Here is a 17,130-nt window from a genome sequence, read left to right on the forward strand (position 1 = left end):
TCAACGCGCTTCGCCGCCCGAGGTCTGCGTCGCGAAGGTCAGGCGCGCCAGGCCGGCGCGGCGCGCCGCGTCCATCACGTTGACCACGCTCTGGTGCGCCGCCGTGGCGTCGGCCGAGACGATCACGACCAGGTCCTTCGAGCCTTCGGACACCGCGTTCAGCTCGGCGGCCAGCAGCTCGACGCTGCGCCCGTCCACCGGCTTGCGGTTGACCACGTAGCGCCCGTCGGCGCTGACCAGCACGACGATCTCGCGCGGGCGCTCGCGCAGCTTCTCGGCGTCGGCGGTGGGCAGCGTGACCTGCAGCTCGGTGAACTTCGAGTAGGTGGTGGAGGCCATCAGGAAGATCAGCACCACCAGCAGGATGTCGATGAACGGGATCAGGTTGATCTCCGGCTCCTCGGGGCGGCCCTTGCGGAAGTTCAGCGACATGCGGGCAGTCTCAGCCGGCGTTGCGCTCGCGCGTGAAGCGCAGCAGGTGCGGCACCAGGCGGTTGGCCGACTGCTCCATGTCCAGCGTGTACTGGTCGACCAGGCCGCGGAAGTAGCGGTAGAAGATCAGCGCCGGGATCGCGACGATCAGGCCGAAGGCGGTGTTGTACAGCGCCATCGAGATGCCCTGCGCGAGCTGCGCCGGGTTGCCGCCCGCGGGCGACTGCGAGGCGAAGATCTCGATCATGCCGATCACCGTGCCGAGCAGCCCGAGGTAGGGCGCCGACTGCGCGATGGTGCCCAGCGTGTTGAGGTAGCGCTCCATGCGGTGCACCGCGGCGCGGCCGGCCGACTCGAAGGTGCTGCGCAGCGTGTCCTCGTTGATGCGCGGGTCGTTGATCACGGCGCGGATGCCGCTGGCCAGCACGCGCCCGAGGATGGAGTTGTCGGCCAGCTTGTTGACCACGTCGGGCGACGGCAGGTTGGCGCGTGTCACCGACAGCACCTCGTCGAGCAGCTTCGGGGGCACGACGCGCACGGCGCGCAGGCTGGACAGGCGCTCCACCACCAGCGCCAGCGCGATGATCGAGCAGATGATGAGCGGCCAGATCGGCCAGCCAGCGGCTTGTATGATCGAAAACAAGCGAGCCCTTTCGGTGACGGACTGCGGTTCTTTGGCGAGGCGCGATGATAGACGAAGGGTGTGGCCGCGGCGTCGTGCCGCACCCTCGCAGCGGCGGGCGCGCCACAATCCACCGCGCGTGTGGACAACTTTGTGGGCAACCCCCGTCCGGCCCGCGCAAAGCCGCGCCGATTCTGGCGCCGGGCTGGATCGCTGAAAAATTCAGCAGCGAGAAACCTTTGAAAATCAAGCACTTGCACGAACATGACGGCGCCGTGACGGGCAAGATGGCGCGCCAGGCCGCATGGCTGCGTGTTGTGGAGTTCTCGACCCGCGCCGCCATTGGGTTTGCGCGTGGCTGAGGGCGGCGCGCCGCGGCTGGTCTGGAGCGTCGCCGCGCTGGTGCAGGCGGTGGCCGACACGCTGGCGGCGCGTTTCCCGGTGTGCGTGGTGCGCGGCGAGCTGTCGGCCTTCGCGCGCGCGGCCAGCGGCCACTGCTACTTCAGCCTGAAGGATGCCGACGGCGCCGGCGCGCTGCTGCGCTGCGCGATGTTCCGCCGCGCCGCCGGCCTGCTCGACTTCGCGCCCGCCGACGGCCAGCTCGTCGAACTGCGCGGCCGGCTGGCCGTCTACGAGCCGCGCGGCGAGCTGCAGTTCGTCGTCGAGGGCATGCAGCGCGCCGGCGCCGGCGCGCTGTTCGAGCAGTTCCTGCGCCTGAAGGCCAGGCTCGAGGCGCAAGGTCTGTTCGAGCCCGGGCGCAAGCGGCCGGTCGCGGCCTTTCCGCGCCGCGTCGGCGTGGTCACCTCGCTGGCCGCCGCGGCGCTGCACGACGTGCTGAGCACGCTGGCGCGGCGCAGCCCGCACGTCGAGGTGATCGTCTACCCGAGCCCGGTGCAGGGCGCCGAGGCACCGGCCGCGCTGGCGCAGGCGCTGGCCGCGGCCTCCGCGCGACGCGAGGTCGACACGCTGCTGCTGGTGCGCGGCGGCGGCTCGCTGGAAGACCTGTGGTCGTTCAACGACGAGCGCGTGGTGCGCGCCATCGTCGGCTGCGCGGTGCCGGTGGTGTGCGGCGTCGGCCACGAGACCGACGTGACGCTCGCCGACCTCGCCGCCGACCTGCGCGCGCCGACGCCGACCGCCGCCGCCGAACTGGCCGCGCCGGCCAGCGCCGCCTGCGCCGAGGCGCTCGCGCTGCTGCAGCGGCGCGCCGCGCTGCGCCTGCACGGCGCGCTCGACACCCAGGCGCAGCGTCTCGACGGCCTGGCGCTGCGCCTGGCGCGCCCGGCCGCCGGCGTGCGCGCGCGCCGGCAGCAGCTCGCGCTGCTCGGCCAGCGCCTGGCCGCCGCCGCCGCGCGGCAGGCCGAGCGGCGCGGCGCGGCGCTGGCCCCGCTCGGCCGGCGCCTCGCGCGCGCCGCGGCGGTCGACCTCGACGCGCGCGCGCGCCGGCTCGACGCCTTCGGCCAGCGCCTCGCGGCGCTCGATCCGCAGCACGTGCTGGCGCGCGGCTACGCCTGGCTGACCGACGACGCGGGCCGCGTGCTGCAGTCGGCGCGGCAGTTGCACGTCGGCCAGGGCGTGCGCGCCACGCTGGCCGACGGTCACGCGGCGCTGACGGTGGCTGGCGTCGATCCGGAAAGCGGCCCGGGCGGCGACTGAGCGGCACCACGCCCGCCGGCAGGGTCTCGGGGCCCTGCCTACAATGCGGCGCAGGCCAACGACACAAGAGAGGATGCTCATGGAACACACCCTGCCGCCGCTGCCGTACCCGATCGATTCGCTCGCGCCGCACTACAGCCGCGAGACGCTCGAATACCACCACGGCAAGCATCACAACGCCTACGTGGTCAACCTGAACAACCTGCAGAAGGGCACCGAGTTCGAGAGCATGCCGCTCGAGGAGATCGTCAAGAAGTCGTCCGGCGGCATCTACAACAACGCCGCGCAGATCTGGAACCACACCTTCTTCTGGAACTGCATGAAGCCGGCCGGCGGCGGCGAGCCCCAGGGCACGCTGGCCGCGGCGATCAACACGAAGTGGGGCGGCTACGCCGCGTTCAAGGAAGCCTTCGTCAAGAGCGCGGTCGGCAACTTCGGCTCGGGCTGGACCTGGCTGGTGAAGAAGCCCGACGGCAGCGTCGACATCGTCAACACCGGCGCCGCGGGCACGCCGCTGACCACCGCCGACAAGGCGCTGCTGACGGTCGACGTCTGGGAGCACGCCTACTACATCGACTACCGCAACCTGCGCCCGAAGTTCGTCGAGACCTTCCTCGACAAGCTGGTCAACTGGGAGTTCGCGGAGAAGAACTTCGCCTGAACGCGCGAAGAGGCGCTCCGCCAAAGGGGAAGGCCGGTCGTCGACCGGCCTTTTTCGTCATGGGAGGGGCTGGTTCACTTGGTGCCGAAGGGCTCGCCCTTGATCTTCGCGCCGGCCTTCAGCGCGCGCTTGGCGAACCAGCCCTGGTTCATCTCCAGCGCGTAGCGCACCGGCCGCGCCGAGCAGTGCGAGTCCAGCGTCTGCGGCTTCATGTCCTCGATGTTGACGATGCTGCCGTCGTCGTCGAGGAAGGCGATCGACAGCGGCAGCAGCGTGTTCTTCATCCAGAAGCACTGCTGGCCGGGGCGTTCGAAGACGAACAGCATGCCGTCGTTGGCCGCCATCGCCGGCCGGTGCATCAGGCCGATGGCGCGCTGCTCGGGCGTTTGTGCCAGCTCGGCCTTGATCAGGTGGAAGCCGGCGGTCAGCGTCGTGGCCGGCAGGCGCTGCGGCGCGTCCTGCGCGCGGGCGGCGCCGACCAGGGCGAGCGCGGCGGCGAGGATCTGGACAGCGGCGAGGGAGCGTGGCTTGATGAATGTCATTCGAACCCCAGGGTGCGGCCGGTAGATTATGGGCGTGGCTTCCACATGGACTGAACGCGCGGCGGCGAGCGGCGACGACCTGCGCGCGCTCGACGACCCCTTGAACCAGGCGTCGTTCACGACCTTCGCGCCCGGGCCGGCCGGCGTGCGCGAGGCCACCTCGCAGTTCCGCATCTCGGGCATGTACTGCGCCGCCTGCGCCGGGCTGATCGAGGCTGCCTTGCAGCGCGTCGAGGGCGTGCGCGAGGCGCGTGTGCACGGCAGCGCCGCGATCGCGCTGGTGCGCTGGGATCCGCAGCGCACGCGCGCCTCGGCGCTGGTCGAGGCGGTGCGGCGCGCCGGCTACGGCGCCGTGCCCGACGCCGCCGCCAGCGCCCGCGCGCAGCGCGAGGCCGAGCAGCGCAAGGCGCTGTGGCGGCTGTTCGTGGCCGGCTTCTGCATGATGCAGGTGATGATGTACGCCACGCCGGCCTACGTCTCCGAGCCGGGCGACATCACCCCCGACATGCTGCGCCTGCTGCAGTGGGCGAGCTGGCTGCTGAGCCTGCCGGTGCTGCTGTTCTCGGCCGGGCCGTTCTTCCGCGGCGCGTGGAACAGCCTGCGCCAGCGCCGCCTCGGCATGGACGTGCCGGTGTCGCTGGGCATCGCGGTGACCTTCATCGCCAGCTCGGGCGCCACCTTCGACCCCGGCGGCGTCTTCGGCCACGAGGTCTATTTCGACTCGCTGACGATGTTCGTCTTCTTCCTGCTCGGCGGGCGCTGGCTCGAACTGCGCGCGCGCCACAAGGTGGCGCTGTCGCTGGAGGCCGGCACCGCGCGGCTGCCCGACAGCGTCGAGCGGCTGCGCGCCGACGGCGCCGGCGAGGCGGTGGCGATCGCGCGGCTGGCCGCCGGCGACCGCGTGCGCGTTCCCGCCGGCGCGGCTTTTCCGGCCGACGGCGTGCTGCTCGACGGGCGCAGCCTGGTCGACGAGGCGCTGCTGACCGGCGAATCCGAACCGGTGGCCAAGCAGCCGGGCGACGAACTGGTGGCCGGCAGCCTGAACCTGCGCGCGCCGGTGGTGATGCAGGTGCTGCGGCTGGGCGAGGACACGCGCCAGGCCGGCATCGTGGCGCTGATGCGCAGCGCGCTGACGCAGCGGCCGCGCCTGGTGCAGCAGGCCGAGCGCATCGCCGGGCCCTTCCTGTGGGCGGTGCTGACGCTGGCGGCGGGCGCGGCGGCGGCGTGGTCGCTGATCGACCCGTCGCGCGCCGTCTGGGTGGCGGTGTCGGTGCTGATCGTCACCTGCCCCTGCGCGCTGTCGCTGGCCGCGCCCTCGGCGCTGCTGGCCGCCACCGGCGCGCTGGCGCGGCGCGGCGTGCTGTTGCAGCGCATCGAGGCGCTCGAGGGCCTGGCGGCGATCGACACCGTGGTGTTCGACAAGACCGGCACGCTGACGCGCGACCGCCTCGAACTGGCCGAGACGCGCGTGCTCGCGCCCGGCGCCGATGCGCCCGCGCTGCTGGCGCGAGCGGCGTCGCTGGCGGCGCTGTCGACCCACCCGGCCTCGCAGGCGCTGGTGGCCGCCGCCGGCGGCGCGCCGGAAGCGGGTGCCTGGCGCGAGGTCGAGGAACATGCGGGGCAGGGCCTCGAAGCCGGCGCCGCCGACGACACGCGCTGGCGCCTCGGCCGCGCCGGCTGGGTCGACGCCTCGCTCGCCGCGGAGGTGCCGGACGGCGCGCTGTGTTTCGGTCCGGCCGGCCGCGCCCAGGCCGCCTTCGTGCTGCGCGAGCAGTTGCGCGAGGACGCGCCGGCCACGCTGGCGGCGCTGCGCGCGCAGGGCCTGACGCTCGCGCTGCTGTCGGGCGACGCGCCGGCGCGCGCCGCGGCGCTGGCGCAGCGCCTGGGCATCGCCGAGGTGAAGGGCGGCGCGACGCCGGCCGACAAGCTCGCCGCCGTGGCGGCGTGGCAGGCGCAGGGGCGGCGCGTCGCGATGGTCGGCGACGGCCTGAACGACGCGCCGGTGCTGGCGCGCGCCGACGTCTCGTTCGCCTTCGCGCACGGCTCGGCGGTGGCGCGCAGCGGCGCCGACGTGGTGCTGCTCGGCGAGCGCCTCGGCGACGTCGCGCTCGCGCGCACCCAGGCGCGGCGCACGCTGCGCGTGATCCGCCAGAACCTCGCCTGGGCCGCGCTCTACAACGCCGCCTGCGTGCCGCTGGCGCTGGTGGGCTGGCTGCCGCCGTGGGCGGCGGGCATCGGCATGGCGGCGAGTTCGCTGCTGGTGGTGCTCAACGCGCTGCGCGTGGCGCAGATCGACGCGCCGGCGGGGCGGGGCTGAACGCGATGGACATCCTGTTCGTGCTGATCCCGCTGTCGGTGGTGCTGGTGTTCGCCATCATCGGCGTGTTCGCCTGGGCCCTGAATGCCGGGCAGTTCGACGACCTGGAGCGCGAGGGTGAACGCATCCTCGGCGCGGAAGAGACGCCCGCGGGCCCGCCCGAGGGAAAGGTTGATGGCGATCAATCCGGATAATGACCCTGCGGGGAACAATGGTTTCATCCGGAAATACGACAGGCAAGGAAGGAGAGATCCGATGGTCAACAACGCGTCGGCGGCCACGAGGAGTGCGCCCGTCTACAACGACGCCGTCGTGCGGGCGTTCACGCTCGCCGCGGTGCTATGGGGCATCGTGGGCATGCTCGTCGGCGTCATCATCGCCGCGCAGCTCACCTGGCCCGAGCTGAACCTGGGGATCTCGTTCCTCAGCTACGGCCGGCTGCGGCCGCTGCACACCAACGCGGTGATCTTCGCGTTCGGCGGCTGCGCGTTGTTCGCGTCGAGCTACTACGTCGTGCAGCGCACCTCGCAGGTGCCGCTGTTCGCCGGCAAGCTCGCCTGGTTCACCTTCTGGGGCTGGCAGCTCGTGATCGTGCTGGCGGCGGTCACGCTGCCGCTGGGCCTGACGCAGGCCAAGGAGTACGCCGAGCTCGAATGGCCGATCGACCTGCTGATCGCCGTCGTGTGGGTGTCCTACGCGGTCGTCTTCTTCGGCACCGTCGGCACGCGCAAGGTGCGCCACATCTACGTGGCGAACTGGTTCTTCGGCGCCTTCATCCTGACGGTCGCGCTGCTGCACATCGTCAACAGCGCGGCGATTCCGGTCAGCCTGACCAAGAGCTACTCGGCCTACGCCGGCGTGCAGGACGCGATGGTGCAGTGGTGGTACGGCCACAACGCGGTCGGCTTCTTCCTGACCGCGGGCTTCCTCGGGATGATGTACTACTTCATCCCCAAGCAGGCCGAGCGCCCGGTGTACTCGTACCGCCTGTCGATCGTGCACTTCTGGGCGCTGATCTTCACCTACATGTGGGCCGGCCCGCACCACCTGCACTACACCGCGCTGCCCGACTGGGCGCAAAGCGTGGGCATGCTGTTCTCGCTGGTGCTGCTGGCGCCGTCGTGGGGCGGCATGATCAACGGCATCATGACCCTGTCGGGTGCCTGGCACAAGCTGCGCGACGACCCGATCCTGAAGTTCCTGATCGTCTCGCTGTCGTTCTACGGCATGTCGACCTTCGAGGGCCCGATGATGTCGATCAAGACGGTCAACGCGCTGTCGCACTACACCGACTGGACCGTCGGCCACGTGCACAGCGGCGCGCTCGGCTGGGTGGGCCTGGTGTCGATGGGCACGCTGTACTACCTGATCCCGCGCATGTTCGGCCGCAAGACGATGTACAGCACGCGCGCCATCGAGCTGCACTTCTGGATCGCCACCATCGGCATCGTGCTGTACATCGCCGCGATGTGGATCGCCGGCGTGATGCAGGGCCTGATGTGGCGCGCCATCAACCCCGACGGCACGCTGGTCTACAGCTTCGTCGAGAGCGTGAAGGCGACCTTCCCGTTCTACGTGATCCGCCTGGCCGGCGGCCTGCTGTACCTCGGCGGCATGCTGATCATGGGCTGGAACACGATCAAGACCGCCACCAGCGGCAAGTACGAGCCGGTCCCGGTGCCCGCCGTCGCGGCCCACGCCTGAACCCGCAGGAGGACAGAACAAATGGCCAACACCCATGCCACCGGTCACGAGAAGATCGAGACCAACAACTTCCTGATGATCGTGCTGATCCTGATCGTGGTCGCCGTCGGCGGCCTCGTCGAGATCGTGCCGCTGTTCTTCCAGAAGTCGACCACCGAGCCGGCGCCGGGCCTCAAGCCCTACACCGCGCTGCAGCTCGCCGGGCGCGACGTGTACATCCGCGAGGGCTGCTACAACTGCCATTCGCAGATGATCCGCCCGTTCCGCGCCGAGACGCTGCGCTACGGCGACTACTCCAAGGCCGGCGAGTTCGTCTACGACCACCCGTTCCAGTGGGGCAGCAAGCGCACCGGCCCGGACCTGCACCGCGTCGGCGGCAAGTACAGCGACGACTGGCACCGCATCCACCTGTTCAACCCGCGCGACCTGGTGCCCGAGTCGAACATGCCGGCCTACCCGTGGCTCGAGAAGTCCACCATCGACCCGGCCGACATGGCGCCCAAGATGAAGGCGCTGCGCACGGTCGGCGTGCCCTACAGCGACGACGAGATCGCCAAGGCCGGCGACGAGGTCAAGGGCAAGACCGAGATGGAGGCGGTGATCGCCTACCTGCAGGTGCTGGGCACCGCCCCGGCCACCGCTGCCGCGAACGCCGCCGCCGGCGCGAAGTGAGGGAGGTGCGCGATGGACATCAATGACCTCAGAAGCGTGGTGACCGTGATCTCGCTGATCGCCTTCCTGGGCATCGTCGCCTGGGCCTGGTCCCGCAACAACCGTGCAGGGTTCGACGAGGCGGCGCAACTGCCGTTCGCCGAGGAGCAGGGCGCCGACGGCGCCTCGCGTGGAGGAAACCGACAATGAGCGACTTCATCAACAGCGGCTGGTCGATCTACATCGCCGCCGTCGTCATCGTCAGCCTGGCGGCCTGCCTGGCGCTGCTGATCGTGGCGAGCCGGCGCAAGGTCATGGCCGGCGACAACACCACCGGCCACGTCTGGGACGAAGACCTGCGCGAGCTGAACAACCCGCTGCCGCGCTGGTGGATGGGCCTGTTCGTGATCACCGTGGTGTTCTCGGCGCTGTACCTGCTGCTCTACCCGGGCCTGGGCAACTTCGCCGGCCAGCTCGGCTGGACCAGCGTCGGCCAGCTCGAGGCCGAGCAGGCCAAGGCGCAGGCGGCGATGGCCCCGCTGTACGCCAAGTTCACCAGCCAGACGCCCGAGGCGCTGGCCAAGGATCCGCAGGCGATGGCCATCGGCGAGCGGCTGTACATCAACAACTGCGCGCAGTGCCACGGCTCCGACGCCAAGGGCAGCAAGGGTTTCCCGAACCTGACGCTGCCGGTGGCCTCGCGCCTGGCGACCGACTCGTTCGAGTCGGTCAAGGCGACCATCGTCGACGGCCGCCAGGGCGTGATGACGCCGATGGCCGCCGCGGTGGGTTCGTCGGAAGACGTCAAGAACCTCGCCAACTACGTGCTCAGCCTGTCGGGCAGCCCGCACAACGAACTGGCCGCCCAGCTCGGCAAGCCGAAGTTCGCGGTGTGCGCGGCCTGCCACGGTCCGGACGGCAAGGGCATGAAGGCCCTCGGCGCGCCGAACCTGACCGACAAGGTCTGGCTCCACGGCTGGGGCGAGGACGCCGTGATCGCGATGATCAACAATGGCAAGACCAACGTGATGCCGCCGCAGGGCGCGCGCATGACCGCCGACCAGATCCACGTGCTCGCGGCCTATGTGTGGAACCTCGCCCAGGGCGGCGCCGCGCAATAACGACGGACGCATGAATGGCTGACACGCACGCGGCGCCCCCCGGGGGCTCCGCCCCCGACGCGGCGGGCGAGATCGTCTCGCTCTACGCCGCGCAGAAGAAGATCTACGCCCGCGCGGTCAGCGGCTGGTTCGCCACCTGGCGCTGGGTGCTCGTCTGGGGCACCCAGCTTCTTTTCTACGGCCTGCCCTGGCTGCAATGGAACGGCCGCCAGGCGGTGCTGTTCGACCTCGGCGCGCGCCGCTTCTACATCGGCGGGCTGGTCCTGTACCCGCAGGACTTCATCTACCTGACCGGGCTGCTGATCCTCTCGGCCTACGGCCTGTTCCTGTTCACCGCGGTGGCCGGGCGGCTGTGGTGCGGCTACGCCTGCCCGCAGACGGTCTACACCGAGATCTACATGTGGTTCGAGAACCGCATCGAGGGCGACCGCGCCAAGCGCATGCGGCTGGACGCCGGCCCCTGGAACCGCGAGAAGATCCTGCGCAAGGGCGGCAAGCAACTGGCGTGGATCCTGTTCGGGCTGTGGACCGGCTTCACCTTCGTCGGCTACTTCACGCCGATCCGCGACCTCGCCGCGGCGCTGCCTACGCTCGCCTTCGGCCCGTGGGAATGGTTCTGGATCCTGTTCTACGGCTTCGCCACCTACGGCAACGCCGGCTACATGCGCGAGCAGGTCTGCAAGTACATGTGCCCCTACGCGCGCTTCCAGAGCGCGATGTTCGACCACGACACGATGGTCATCAGCTACGACGCCTCGCGCGGCGAGCCGCGCGGCTCGCGGCCGAAGTCGCTCGGGCACGCCGCGCTGAAGGACGCGGGCAAGGGCGACTGCATCGACTGCACGCTGTGCGTGCAGGTCTGCCCGACCGGCATCGACATCCGCAAGGGCCTGCAGTACGAGTGCATAGGCTGCGCCGCCTGCATCGACGTGTGCAACGGCGTGATGGACAAGATGAACTACCCGCGCGGCCTGATCCGCTACGCGACGCAGAACGGCATCGCGCAGCAGTGGACGCGCGAGCAGATGTTCCGGCGCGTGCTGCGCCCGCGCGTGCTGATCTACACCGCGATCATGGTGCTGATCGTCGGCGCCTTCGCGGCCAGCCTGGCGCTGCGCACGCCGTTCCGCGTCGACGTGGTGCGCGACCGCGGCGCGCTGGCGCGGCTGGTGGACGACGGCCGCGTCGAGAACGTCTACCGCCTGCAACTGATGAACGCGATGGAGTCGCCGCAGCGCTTCCGCATCGAGGCCAGCGGCCTGAACGGCGTGGCGGTGACGGTGCCGCGCACCGAGGTGACCGTCGGCCCGACCGAATCGCGCTGGGTGCCGGTGGCGGTGCAGTTGCCGCCGCAGGCCGCCGCCGCGCTGGGCGCGGGTGCGCACCCGCTACGATTCACGATCACGCGGCTGCCCGACGCGGCCGGCGGCGCGGTCGAGGTGCACGAGAAGTCGACCTTCGTCGTGCCGCGCTGAACACCGAGGACATGAACATGCACGACGACGACACGAACAAGAAGCCGGTGCCGTGGTATCGCGTTCCGATGGTGTGGCTGGTGCTGGGCGGGCCGCTGTCGGTGGTGGTGGCCAGCGTCGCCACCGCGGTGATCGCCTGGAAGCACATCGATCCGGTGATCGCCACCGGCCCGCAGGGCGAGCTGCGCCCCGGCGACAACATGGCGCCCAAGCTCAGCCCGAAGGACGCGATGGCGCCGGCGCTGCAGGGCCGCAACCACGCCGCCACGCCGGCCGAACAGTGAAGCAGCGAGTGAAGCAGCGCGCCCTGACCATTCTCTGGCCGGCCTTCCTGATGGCCGGCGTGCTGGAGATGCTCGTCTTCGTGGTCGTCGACCCGAGCGAGCTGCGCTGGTTCGGCGGCGAGGCGCTGGACTGGTCGGCGCAGGCGGTCTACACCGTGACCTTCCTGATCTTCTGGGGCGTGATCGCCGCGGCCGGCGCGCTGAGCGCGCTGCTCGGCGCGAGCCCGGACGAGATCAACGCCGACCGCGGCCGGCACTGGCCGCGCTGAGCGGCTTTCTCAGCAGGCCGTGCTGCTGATCAACTGGCGCAGGCCGGCGTCGTCGAGGATGCGGATGTGGCGCTGCTTGACTTCGAGCAGCCCGTCGTCCTGGAACTTCGAGAAGGTGCGGCTGACGGTTTCGAGCTTCAGGCCGAGGTAGCTGCCGATCTCCTCGCGCGTCATGCGCAGGATCAGCGACGAGGCCGAGAAGCCGCGCGCCTGCAGGCGCTGCGTCAGGTTCAGCAGGAAGGCGGCCAGCCGCTCCTCGGCGCGCATGCTGCCCAGCAGCAGCATCATGCCGTGGTCGCGCACGATCTCGCGGCTCATGATCTTGTGGAACTGGTGCTGCAGCGGCGTGAAGTCGCGCGACAGCTCCTCGAGCTGCGAGAAGGGGATCACGCACACCTGCGAGTCCTCCAGCGCGATCGCGTCGCAGTTGTGGCGGTCGTGGCTGATGCCGTCGAGGCCGAGCAGTTCGCCGGCCATCTGGAAGCCGGTGACCTGGTCGCGGCCGTCCTCCGAAGAGACGCAGGTCTTGAAGAAGCCGGTGCGCACCGCGTAGATCGACTGGAAGGCGTCGCCGGTGCGGAACAGCGCGTCGCCGCGCGTCACCGAGCGGCGCTTGGCCACCAGCTCGTCGAGGCGTTCGAGGTCCGGGTCCGCCAGGCCGACCGGCAGGCACAGCTCGCGCAGGTTGCAGTTGGAGCAGGCGACCTTGAAGGCGTCCGCGCGCAGCGGCACGACGGTCGATGCGCGATCCGCGGCGTCGCGGCGGGCCTTGGAGGCGGTCATGGGCGTGACATCCGCGGTGGTGGAGGGCATGGAATTATTCTCCGCCGCGCCTCGTGGAAGCCCGTTGATTCACGTCAAGGCGCTCGATCGGCGGCAAGGCACAGTCTCGTCTCATGTCCACGTCCTACGCCCCCATCGAGCGCCCCGTCGTGACCGAGGATCTGCTGCGGCGCCTCGACGTCAACGGCCCGCGCTACACCTCCTACCCGACCGCGGACCGCTTCGTCGACGCCTTCGGGCCGGACGACTACGTCCGCGCGCTCGACCAGCGCGCCCAGGGCGGCGGCGTGATCGGCGGCGCCAGCCCGCTGTCGATCTACGTGCACATCCCGTTCTGCGAGTCGCTGTGCTACTACTGCGCCTGCAACAAGGTGATCACCAAGCACCACGAGCGCGCCGCCGAGTACCTCGACGCGCTCGACAAAGAGATCGCGCTGCACGTGGCCCGCCTCGGCCCGGGGCAGGCGGTGTCGCAGTTGCACTTCGGCGGCGGCTCGCCGACCTTCCTCAGCGACGCCGAGCTGACGCGCGTGATGGATTCGCTGCGCGGCGCGTTCCGCATCGCGCCGGGCGCGGAGTGTTCGATCGAGGTCGACCCGCGCACGGTCGACCACGACCGGCTCGCGCACCTGGCGAGCCTGGGCTTCAACCGCCTGAGCTTCGGCGTGCAGGATTTCGACGCCGGCGTGCAGCAGGCGGTGCACCGCGTGCAGAGCCGCGAGATGGTGGCCGCGCTGATGGCGTCGGCGCGCCAGCTCGGCTTCGAGTCGACCAACGTCGACCTGATCTACGGCCTGCCGAAGCAGACGCCGCAGTCGCTGCAACGCACCGTGCGCGAAGTCGCCGAACTGCGCCCCGAGCGCATCGCGCTGTACTCCTACGCGCACCTGCCGCAGCGCTTCAAGCCGCAGCGCCGCATCGACCCGGCCGCGCTGCCGCCGGCGGCCGACAAGGTGCGCATGCTGGCCGAGGCCATCGCCGGCTTCGTCGGCCACGGCTACCAGTACATCGGCATGGACCACTTCGCGCTGCCGGGCGATTCGCTCGCCGCGGCCAAGCGCCAGGGCCGGCTGCACCGCAACTTCCAGGGCTACAGCACGCAGCCCGACTGCGACCTGGTCGCGCTGGGCGTGTCGTCGATCGGGCGCGTCGGCGCCACCTACAGCCAGAACGCCAAGACGCTGGCCGAGTACTACGACGCGGTCAACCGTGGCCAGTTCCCGGTGGTGCGCGGCCTGGCGCTGACGCGCGAAGACCTGCTGCGCCGCGCGGTGATCATGGCCATCATGTGCCAGGGCCGGCTCGAGTTCGAGTCGATCGAGCTGGCGCACCTGGTCGACTTCCGCCAGCACTTCGCCGCCGAGCTGGAGCAGTTGCGCACGCTCGAAGCCTCGGGCCTGGTGGTGGTGGAGCCGTCGGCGATCCAGGTCACCGCGCTGGGCTGGTACTTCATCCGAAGCGTGGCGATGACCTTCGACAAGTACCTGCAGGCCGATCGCACCCGGGAGCGCTTCTCTCGCATCATCTGAGCGATGATCCGGGCATGAACGCCGCGCTCGCCACCACCGCCTTGCTGATGGGCCTGGCCGGCGCGCCGCATTGCGCGGCGATGTGCGGCGCGGCCTGCACCGGCATCGTGCGCGGCTGCGCCGGCGGCACGGCGCAGGAGGCGAGCACGCTGTCCTTCCACGCCGCGCGGCTGGCCAGCTACGCCGCCGGCGGCGCGCTGGCGGCCGGCAGCGTGTCGTGGCTGGCGACGCAGGGCGCGCAGGTCGCGATCCTGCGGCCGCTGTGGACGCTGCTGCAGGTGGCGGCCTTCGCGCTCGGCCTGTGGCTGCTGGTGCGCGGCCGCCAGCCGATGTGGATCGACAAGGTAGGGCGCGGCGCCGCGGGCCGCAAGGTGATCTGGATGAACGGCCCGACCGGCGCCGCCGCGGCCGGCTCGCTGTGGGTCGCGCTGCCTTGCGGGCTGCTGCATTCGGCGCTGGTGGTTGCCGCGCTGGGCTCCGGCCCGGTCGAGGGCGCGACGCTGATGGCGCTGTTCGCCGCCGGCTCGGGCCTAGGCCTGTGGCTCGGCCCGGCGCTGTGGCTGCGCCTGGCCGGCCGGCATGCCGGCCGCGCCCAGGTGATGGCGGTGCGCCTGGCCGGCCTGATGCTCGCCGGCGCTTCCGGCTGGGCGCTCGCGCGCGGCCTGGCCAGCGCGATGGGCAGCGACTTCTGCCTGCCGGGTTTTTGACCCTCCGCGGCGACCCCTTGTAAGGCCTGCTTGTCAGTCGTCGGACAGAGAGCGTGGAATAGAATTCCACGTTCCGGTAAGACCGATCCCCCACCCATTCCAGCGAGGAGCGATATCTCCATGTACCAGCACATCAAGGTGCCCGAAGGCGGGCAGAAGATCACCGTCAACGCCGACTTCTCGCTCAACGTCCCGGCCAACCCGATCATTCCGTACATCGAGGGCGACGGCACCGGCTTCGACATCACGCCGGTGATGATCAAGGTGGTCGACGCCGCGGTGGCCAAGGCCTACGCCGGCAAGAAGAAGATCCACTGGATGGAGATCTACGCGGGCGAAAAGGCCACCAAGGTCTACGGCCCCGACGTGTGGCTGCCGGCCGAATCGCTGGAGGTGCTGCGCGAGTACGTGGTCTCGATCAAGGGCCCGCTGACCACGCCGGTGGGCGGCGGCATCCGCTCGCTGAACGTGGCGCTGCGCCAGGAGCTCGACCTGTACGTCTGCCTGCGCCCGGTGCAGTATTTCGCCGGCGTGCCCAGCCCGGTGAAGGAGCCGCACAAGACCAACATGGTGATCTTCCGCGAGAACTCGGAAGACATCTACGCCGGCATCGAGTACGAGGCCAGGAGCGACAAGGCGAAGAAGCTCATCAAGTTCCTGATCGACGAGATGGGCGTCAAGAAGATTCGCTTCCCCGACAGCAGCGGCATCGGCATCAAGCCGGTGTCCAGCGAAGGCACCGAGCGCCTGGTGCGCAAGGCGATCCAGTACGCGATCGACAACGACAAGCCCAGCGTGACCATCGTGCACAAGGGCAACATCATGAAGTTCACCGAGGGCGGCTTCCGCGACTGGGCCTACGCGCTGGCGAAGAAGGAGTTCGGCGCGGTCGAGATCGACGGCGGCCCGTGGTGCAAGTTCAAGAACCCGAAGACGGGCAAGGACATCGTCGTCAAGGACAGCATCGCCGACGCCTTCCTGCAGCAGATCCTGCTGCGCCCGGCGGAGTACTCGGTAATCGCCACGCTGAACCTCAACGGCGACTACATCTCCGACGCGCTGGCCGCGCAGGTGGGCGGCATCGGCATCGCCCCGGGCGCCAACCTGTCGGACTCGGTGGCCTGCTTCGAGGCCACGCACGGCACCGCGCCGAAGTACGCCGGCAAGGACTACGTCAACCCGGGCTCCGAGATCCTCTCGGCCGAGATGATGCTGCGCCACATGGGCTGGACCGAGGCCGCCGACCTGATCATCAGCGCGATGGAGAAGGCGATCGCCTCGAAGAAGGTGACCTACGACTTCGCGCGCCTGATGGAAGGCGCGACGCAGGTGTCGTGCTCGGGCTTCGGGCAGGTGATGATCGAGCAGATGTGAGGGCGCCCCGGGACGTCCTTGGACATCCCGGGTGGTCCCGTGCGAACCCCAGATCGTTGATTCGACTGGGGTTTTCTGTTTTCGGGCAGCCAGGATCGCTCGTTGACCTCCAATCGTGGTGGGGCCGAATTCGGGACCACGCCCGCCCTGGACCTGCCCACGCGCGCCGGCATTCCCACCCGGTCCGGATGCGCGTAGACTGCGCAGAATTCTGCAACTTCCGAGTGGGTCGTCCATGGGTATCTCTGCTAGCGATGTGGTGCCGTTCACCCAGGCGCGCGCCACGCTGTCCGACCTGGCGGAGCAGGTCAAGGCCGGTGCCGAGAAGATCATCACCAAGAACGGCGAGAGCTACGTCGCGCTCATCGACGCTGAGCGCCTGGACTACTACCACCGACTGGAGCGCGAGCGCATCCACCTGCTGCTGATCGACGATGCGCGCCGCGGCCTCGCGGACATCGCGGCGGGCCGGACCCAGGATGCCGATGCCGCCATCGCCGCGCTGCAGGCGAAGCGGGCCGGCGCATCGACGGCTGGCGCGAAAGGCAAGGTGAAGACCAGCGGGGTCGCACGCAAACGTGGCTGAGCCCGTCGTCCGTGTCGAACTGACGACCAGCTTCCTGGAGCGGCTGGCGGCGATCGAGTCCTTCCTGACCGAGGCCGACGCGGGCGCCGCCTACGACCGGCTGCTCGACGAACTTCGCACCACCGTCATCCCCAATCTCCGGCGCTTCCCTCGCATCGGGCGGCGGTATCTCGACCAGCCGCCGCAGTCCGCCGAAGCCCTCGCGCAGCTGGCCGCATTGCCGGCCGGAGCAGCAGATCGTCTGCGCGAGTACCTGCACGGCGACTACCTGATTCTGTACACCGTGGCGACTCCTGGCCACCTGGTGCACCTGCTGTCGATTCGGCACCACCGGGAGCTGTCCTTCCAGTTTTCTCGGCTATGGGCGGGGCCGGCCGGCAGCCCGGAGCGCTGACGAGAACAAGCAAAGGGTGCCAA

Annotated in this window: 21 protein-coding genes; 17 read left to right on the top strand and 4 right to left on the bottom strand. The window is 70.2% G+C overall.

The features are described from left to right. Together QM792_RS10910 and QM792_RS10915 are read right to left on the bottom strand one after the other, a co-directional pair. Positions 1-426 carry an ExbD/TolR family protein gene (locus QM792_RS10910; protein WP_415151611.1) on the bottom strand — a complete coding sequence of 142 codons (426 nt, stop codon included), beginning with the start codon at positions 424-426 and terminating at the stop codon, positions 1-3. 16 nt (positions 427-442) lie between these two features. Beyond that, entirely contained in the window at positions 443-1,075 is a 633-nt protein-coding gene (locus tag QM792_RS10915) for a MotA/TolQ/ExbB proton channel family protein (protein WP_415149910.1), read from the bottom strand. A gap of 44 nt (positions 1,076-1,119) precedes the next feature. On the opposite strand from QM792_RS10915, the gene QM792_RS10920 reads away from it, so the two are divergent. From QM792_RS10920 to QM792_RS10930, 3 genes are all read left to right on the top strand, one after another. Continuing rightward, positions 1,120-1,416, top strand: a complete 297-nt coding sequence (locus QM792_RS10920; protein ID WP_415149911.1) for a hypothetical protein — start codon at positions 1,120-1,122, stop codon at positions 1,414-1,416. Continuing rightward, positions 1,403-2,710, top strand: a complete 1,308-nt coding sequence (gene xseA, locus QM792_RS10925; RefSeq protein WP_415151612.1) for an exodeoxyribonuclease VII large subunit — start codon at positions 1,403-1,405, stop codon at positions 2,708-2,710. Before QM792_RS10920 ends, xseA begins: the two co-directional genes overlap by 14 nt. Positions 2,711-2,789: 79 nt before the next feature. Then, positions 2,790-3,371 (top strand): superoxide dismutase, encoded by a 582-nt coding sequence (locus QM792_RS10930; protein ID WP_415149913.1) that lies wholly within the window; start codon positions 2,790-2,792, stop codon positions 3,369-3,371. A 74-nt stretch (positions 3,372-3,445) separates the two neighbouring features. Here QM792_RS10930 and QM792_RS10935 read toward each other — a convergent pair whose 3' ends face one another. Beyond that, a complete protein-coding gene (locus tag QM792_RS10935) occupies positions 3,446-3,913 on the bottom strand; it encodes a DUF192 domain-containing protein (protein WP_415149915.1) in 468 nt (155 codons plus the stop codon). A 34-nt stretch (positions 3,914-3,947) separates the two neighbouring features. Here QM792_RS10935 and QM792_RS10940 point away from each other — a divergent pair, with 34 nt between their 5' ends. The 9 genes from QM792_RS10940 to QM792_RS10980 all read left to right on the top strand — a co-directional run bounded on the left by QM792_RS10940 (position 3,948) and on the right by QM792_RS10980 (position 11,734). Next, positions 3,948-6,230: a heavy metal translocating P-type ATPase gene (locus QM792_RS10940; RefSeq protein ID WP_415149917.1), complete on the top strand. Its 2,283-nt coding sequence runs from the start codon at positions 3,948-3,950 to the stop codon at positions 6,228-6,230. A gap of 5 nt (positions 6,231-6,235) precedes the next feature. Then, the gene (gene ccoS, locus QM792_RS10945; protein ID WP_415149918.1) at positions 6,236-6,424 is read left to right on the top strand and encodes a cbb3-type cytochrome oxidase assembly protein CcoS; all 189 of its coding nucleotides are present in this window, start codon (positions 6,236-6,238) and stop codon (positions 6,422-6,424) included. A 61-nt stretch (positions 6,425-6,485) separates the two neighbouring features. After that, a complete protein-coding gene (gene ccoN, locus QM792_RS10950; protein ID WP_415149920.1) occupies positions 6,486-7,934 on the top strand; it encodes a cytochrome-c oxidase, cbb3-type subunit I in 1,449 nt (482 codons plus the stop codon). 21 nt (positions 7,935-7,955) lie between these two features. After that, complete coding sequence (gene ccoO / locus QM792_RS10955; protein ID WP_415149922.1) at positions 7,956-8,606, top strand: cytochrome-c oxidase, cbb3-type subunit II; 651 nt, start codon at positions 7,956-7,958, stop codon at positions 8,604-8,606. 12 nt (positions 8,607-8,618) lie between these two features. Then, positions 8,619-8,795, top strand: coding sequence for a cbb3-type cytochrome oxidase subunit 3 (locus tag QM792_RS10960; protein WP_415149924.1), 177 nt, complete (start codon positions 8,619-8,621; stop codon positions 8,793-8,795). Next, entirely contained in the window at positions 8,792-9,706 is a 915-nt protein-coding gene (ccoP, locus tag QM792_RS10965) for a cytochrome-c oxidase, cbb3-type subunit III (protein WP_415149926.1), read from the top strand. The genes QM792_RS10960 and ccoP overlap by 4 nt, the downstream gene beginning before the upstream one ends. Positions 9,707-9,720: 14 nt before the next feature. Next, complete coding sequence (gene ccoG, locus QM792_RS10970; RefSeq protein ID WP_415149928.1) at positions 9,721-11,181, top strand: cytochrome c oxidase accessory protein CcoG; 1,461 nt, start codon at positions 9,721-9,723, stop codon at positions 11,179-11,181. A 17-nt stretch (positions 11,182-11,198) separates the two neighbouring features. Next, on the top strand, positions 11,199-11,465 hold the full coding sequence (locus tag QM792_RS10975) for a nitrogen fixation protein FixH (protein WP_415149929.1): 267 nt from the start codon (positions 11,199-11,201) through the stop codon (positions 11,463-11,465). 8 nt (positions 11,466-11,473) lie between these two features. Beyond that, the gene (locus QM792_RS10980; RefSeq protein ID WP_415149931.1) at positions 11,474-11,734 is read left to right on the top strand and encodes a hypothetical protein; all 261 of its coding nucleotides are present in this window, start codon (positions 11,474-11,476) and stop codon (positions 11,732-11,734) included. Between the two features lie 9 nt (positions 11,735-11,743). On the opposite strand, the gene fnr is transcribed toward QM792_RS10980, so the two are convergent. Beyond that, complete coding sequence (gene fnr / locus QM792_RS10985) at positions 11,744-12,517, bottom strand: fumarate/nitrate reduction transcriptional regulator Fnr (protein ID WP_415151613.1); 774 nt, start codon at positions 12,515-12,517, stop codon at positions 11,744-11,746. A gap of 113 nt (positions 12,518-12,630) precedes the next feature. Here fnr and hemN point away from each other — a divergent pair, with 113 nt between their 5' ends. The 5 genes from hemN to QM792_RS11010 all read left to right on the top strand — a co-directional run bounded on the left by hemN (position 12,631) and on the right by QM792_RS11010 (position 17,107). Continuing rightward, a complete protein-coding gene (gene hemN / locus QM792_RS10990) occupies positions 12,631-14,046 on the top strand; it encodes an oxygen-independent coproporphyrinogen III oxidase (protein WP_415149933.1) in 1,416 nt (471 codons plus the stop codon). Positions 14,047-14,060: 14 nt separating this feature from the next. Further along, positions 14,061-14,753 (top strand): sulfite exporter TauE/SafE family protein, encoded by a 693-nt coding sequence (locus tag QM792_RS10995; protein ID WP_415149934.1) that lies wholly within the window; start codon positions 14,061-14,063, stop codon positions 14,751-14,753. Between the two features lie 120 nt (positions 14,754-14,873). Continuing rightward, positions 14,874-16,127 (top strand): NADP-dependent isocitrate dehydrogenase, encoded by a 1,254-nt coding sequence (gene icd, locus QM792_RS11000; RefSeq protein ID WP_415149936.1) that lies wholly within the window; start codon positions 14,874-14,876, stop codon positions 16,125-16,127. A gap of 235 nt (positions 16,128-16,362) precedes the next feature. Then, positions 16,363-16,713 (top strand): type II toxin-antitoxin system Phd/YefM family antitoxin, encoded by a 351-nt coding sequence (locus QM792_RS11005; protein WP_415149938.1) that lies wholly within the window; start codon positions 16,363-16,365, stop codon positions 16,711-16,713. Then, positions 16,706-17,107: a type II toxin-antitoxin system RelE/ParE family toxin gene (locus QM792_RS11010; RefSeq protein ID WP_415149939.1), complete on the top strand. Its 402-nt coding sequence runs from the start codon at positions 16,706-16,708 to the stop codon at positions 17,105-17,107. Before QM792_RS11005 ends, QM792_RS11010 begins: the two co-directional genes overlap by 8 nt. The last annotated feature ends 23 nt before the right edge of the window (positions 17,108-17,130 follow it).

Origin of the sequence: Piscinibacter sp. (assembly GCF_047600445.1) — a bacterium.
Lineage (GTDB): Bacteria > Pseudomonadota > Gammaproteobacteria > Burkholderiales > Burkholderiaceae_C > Piscinibacter.

Bases quoted from the DNA above. Each gene is read 5' to 3' on its own strand.
- QM792_RS10920 (WP_415149911.1), top strand. From the start codon at position 1,120: ATGATAGACGAAGGGTGTGGCCGCGGCGTCGTGCCGCACCCTCGCAGC.
- QM792_RS10930 (WP_415149913.1), top strand. From the start codon at position 2,790: ATGGAACACACCCTGCCGCCGCTGCCGTACCCGATCGATTCGCTCGCG.
- QM792_RS10935 (WP_415149915.1), bottom strand. From the start codon at position 3,913: ATGACATTCATCAAGCCACGCTCCCTCGCCGCTGTCCAGATCCTCGCC.
- ccoS (WP_415149918.1), top strand. From the start codon at position 6,236: ATGGACATCCTGTTCGTGCTGATCCCGCTGTCGGTGGTGCTGGTGTTC.
- ccoN (WP_415149920.1), top strand. From the start codon at position 6,486: ATGGTCAACAACGCGTCGGCGGCCACGAGGAGTGCGCCCGTCTACAAC.
- ccoO (WP_415149922.1), top strand. From the start codon at position 7,956: ATGGCCAACACCCATGCCACCGGTCACGAGAAGATCGAGACCAACAAC.
- QM792_RS10960 (WP_415149924.1), top strand. From the start codon at position 8,619: ATGGACATCAATGACCTCAGAAGCGTGGTGACCGTGATCTCGCTGATC.
- ccoP (WP_415149926.1), top strand. From the start codon at position 8,792: ATGAGCGACTTCATCAACAGCGGCTGGTCGATCTACATCGCCGCCGTC.
- ccoG (WP_415149928.1), top strand. From the start codon at position 9,721: ATGGCTGACACGCACGCGGCGCCCCCCGGGGGCTCCGCCCCCGACGCG.
- QM792_RS10975 (WP_415149929.1), top strand. From the start codon at position 11,199: ATGCACGACGACGACACGAACAAGAAGCCGGTGCCGTGGTATCGCGTT.
- fnr (WP_415151613.1), bottom strand. From the start codon at position 12,517: ATGACCGCCTCCAAGGCCCGCCGCGACGCCGCGGATCGCGCATCGACC.
- hemN (WP_415149933.1), top strand. From the start codon at position 12,631: ATGTCCACGTCCTACGCCCCCATCGAGCGCCCCGTCGTGACCGAGGAT.
- QM792_RS10995 (WP_415149934.1), top strand. From the start codon at position 14,061: ATGAACGCCGCGCTCGCCACCACCGCCTTGCTGATGGGCCTGGCCGGC.
- icd (WP_415149936.1), top strand. From the start codon at position 14,874: ATGTACCAGCACATCAAGGTGCCCGAAGGCGGGCAGAAGATCACCGTC.
- QM792_RS11005 (WP_415149938.1), top strand. From the start codon at position 16,363: ATGGGTATCTCTGCTAGCGATGTGGTGCCGTTCACCCAGGCGCGCGCC.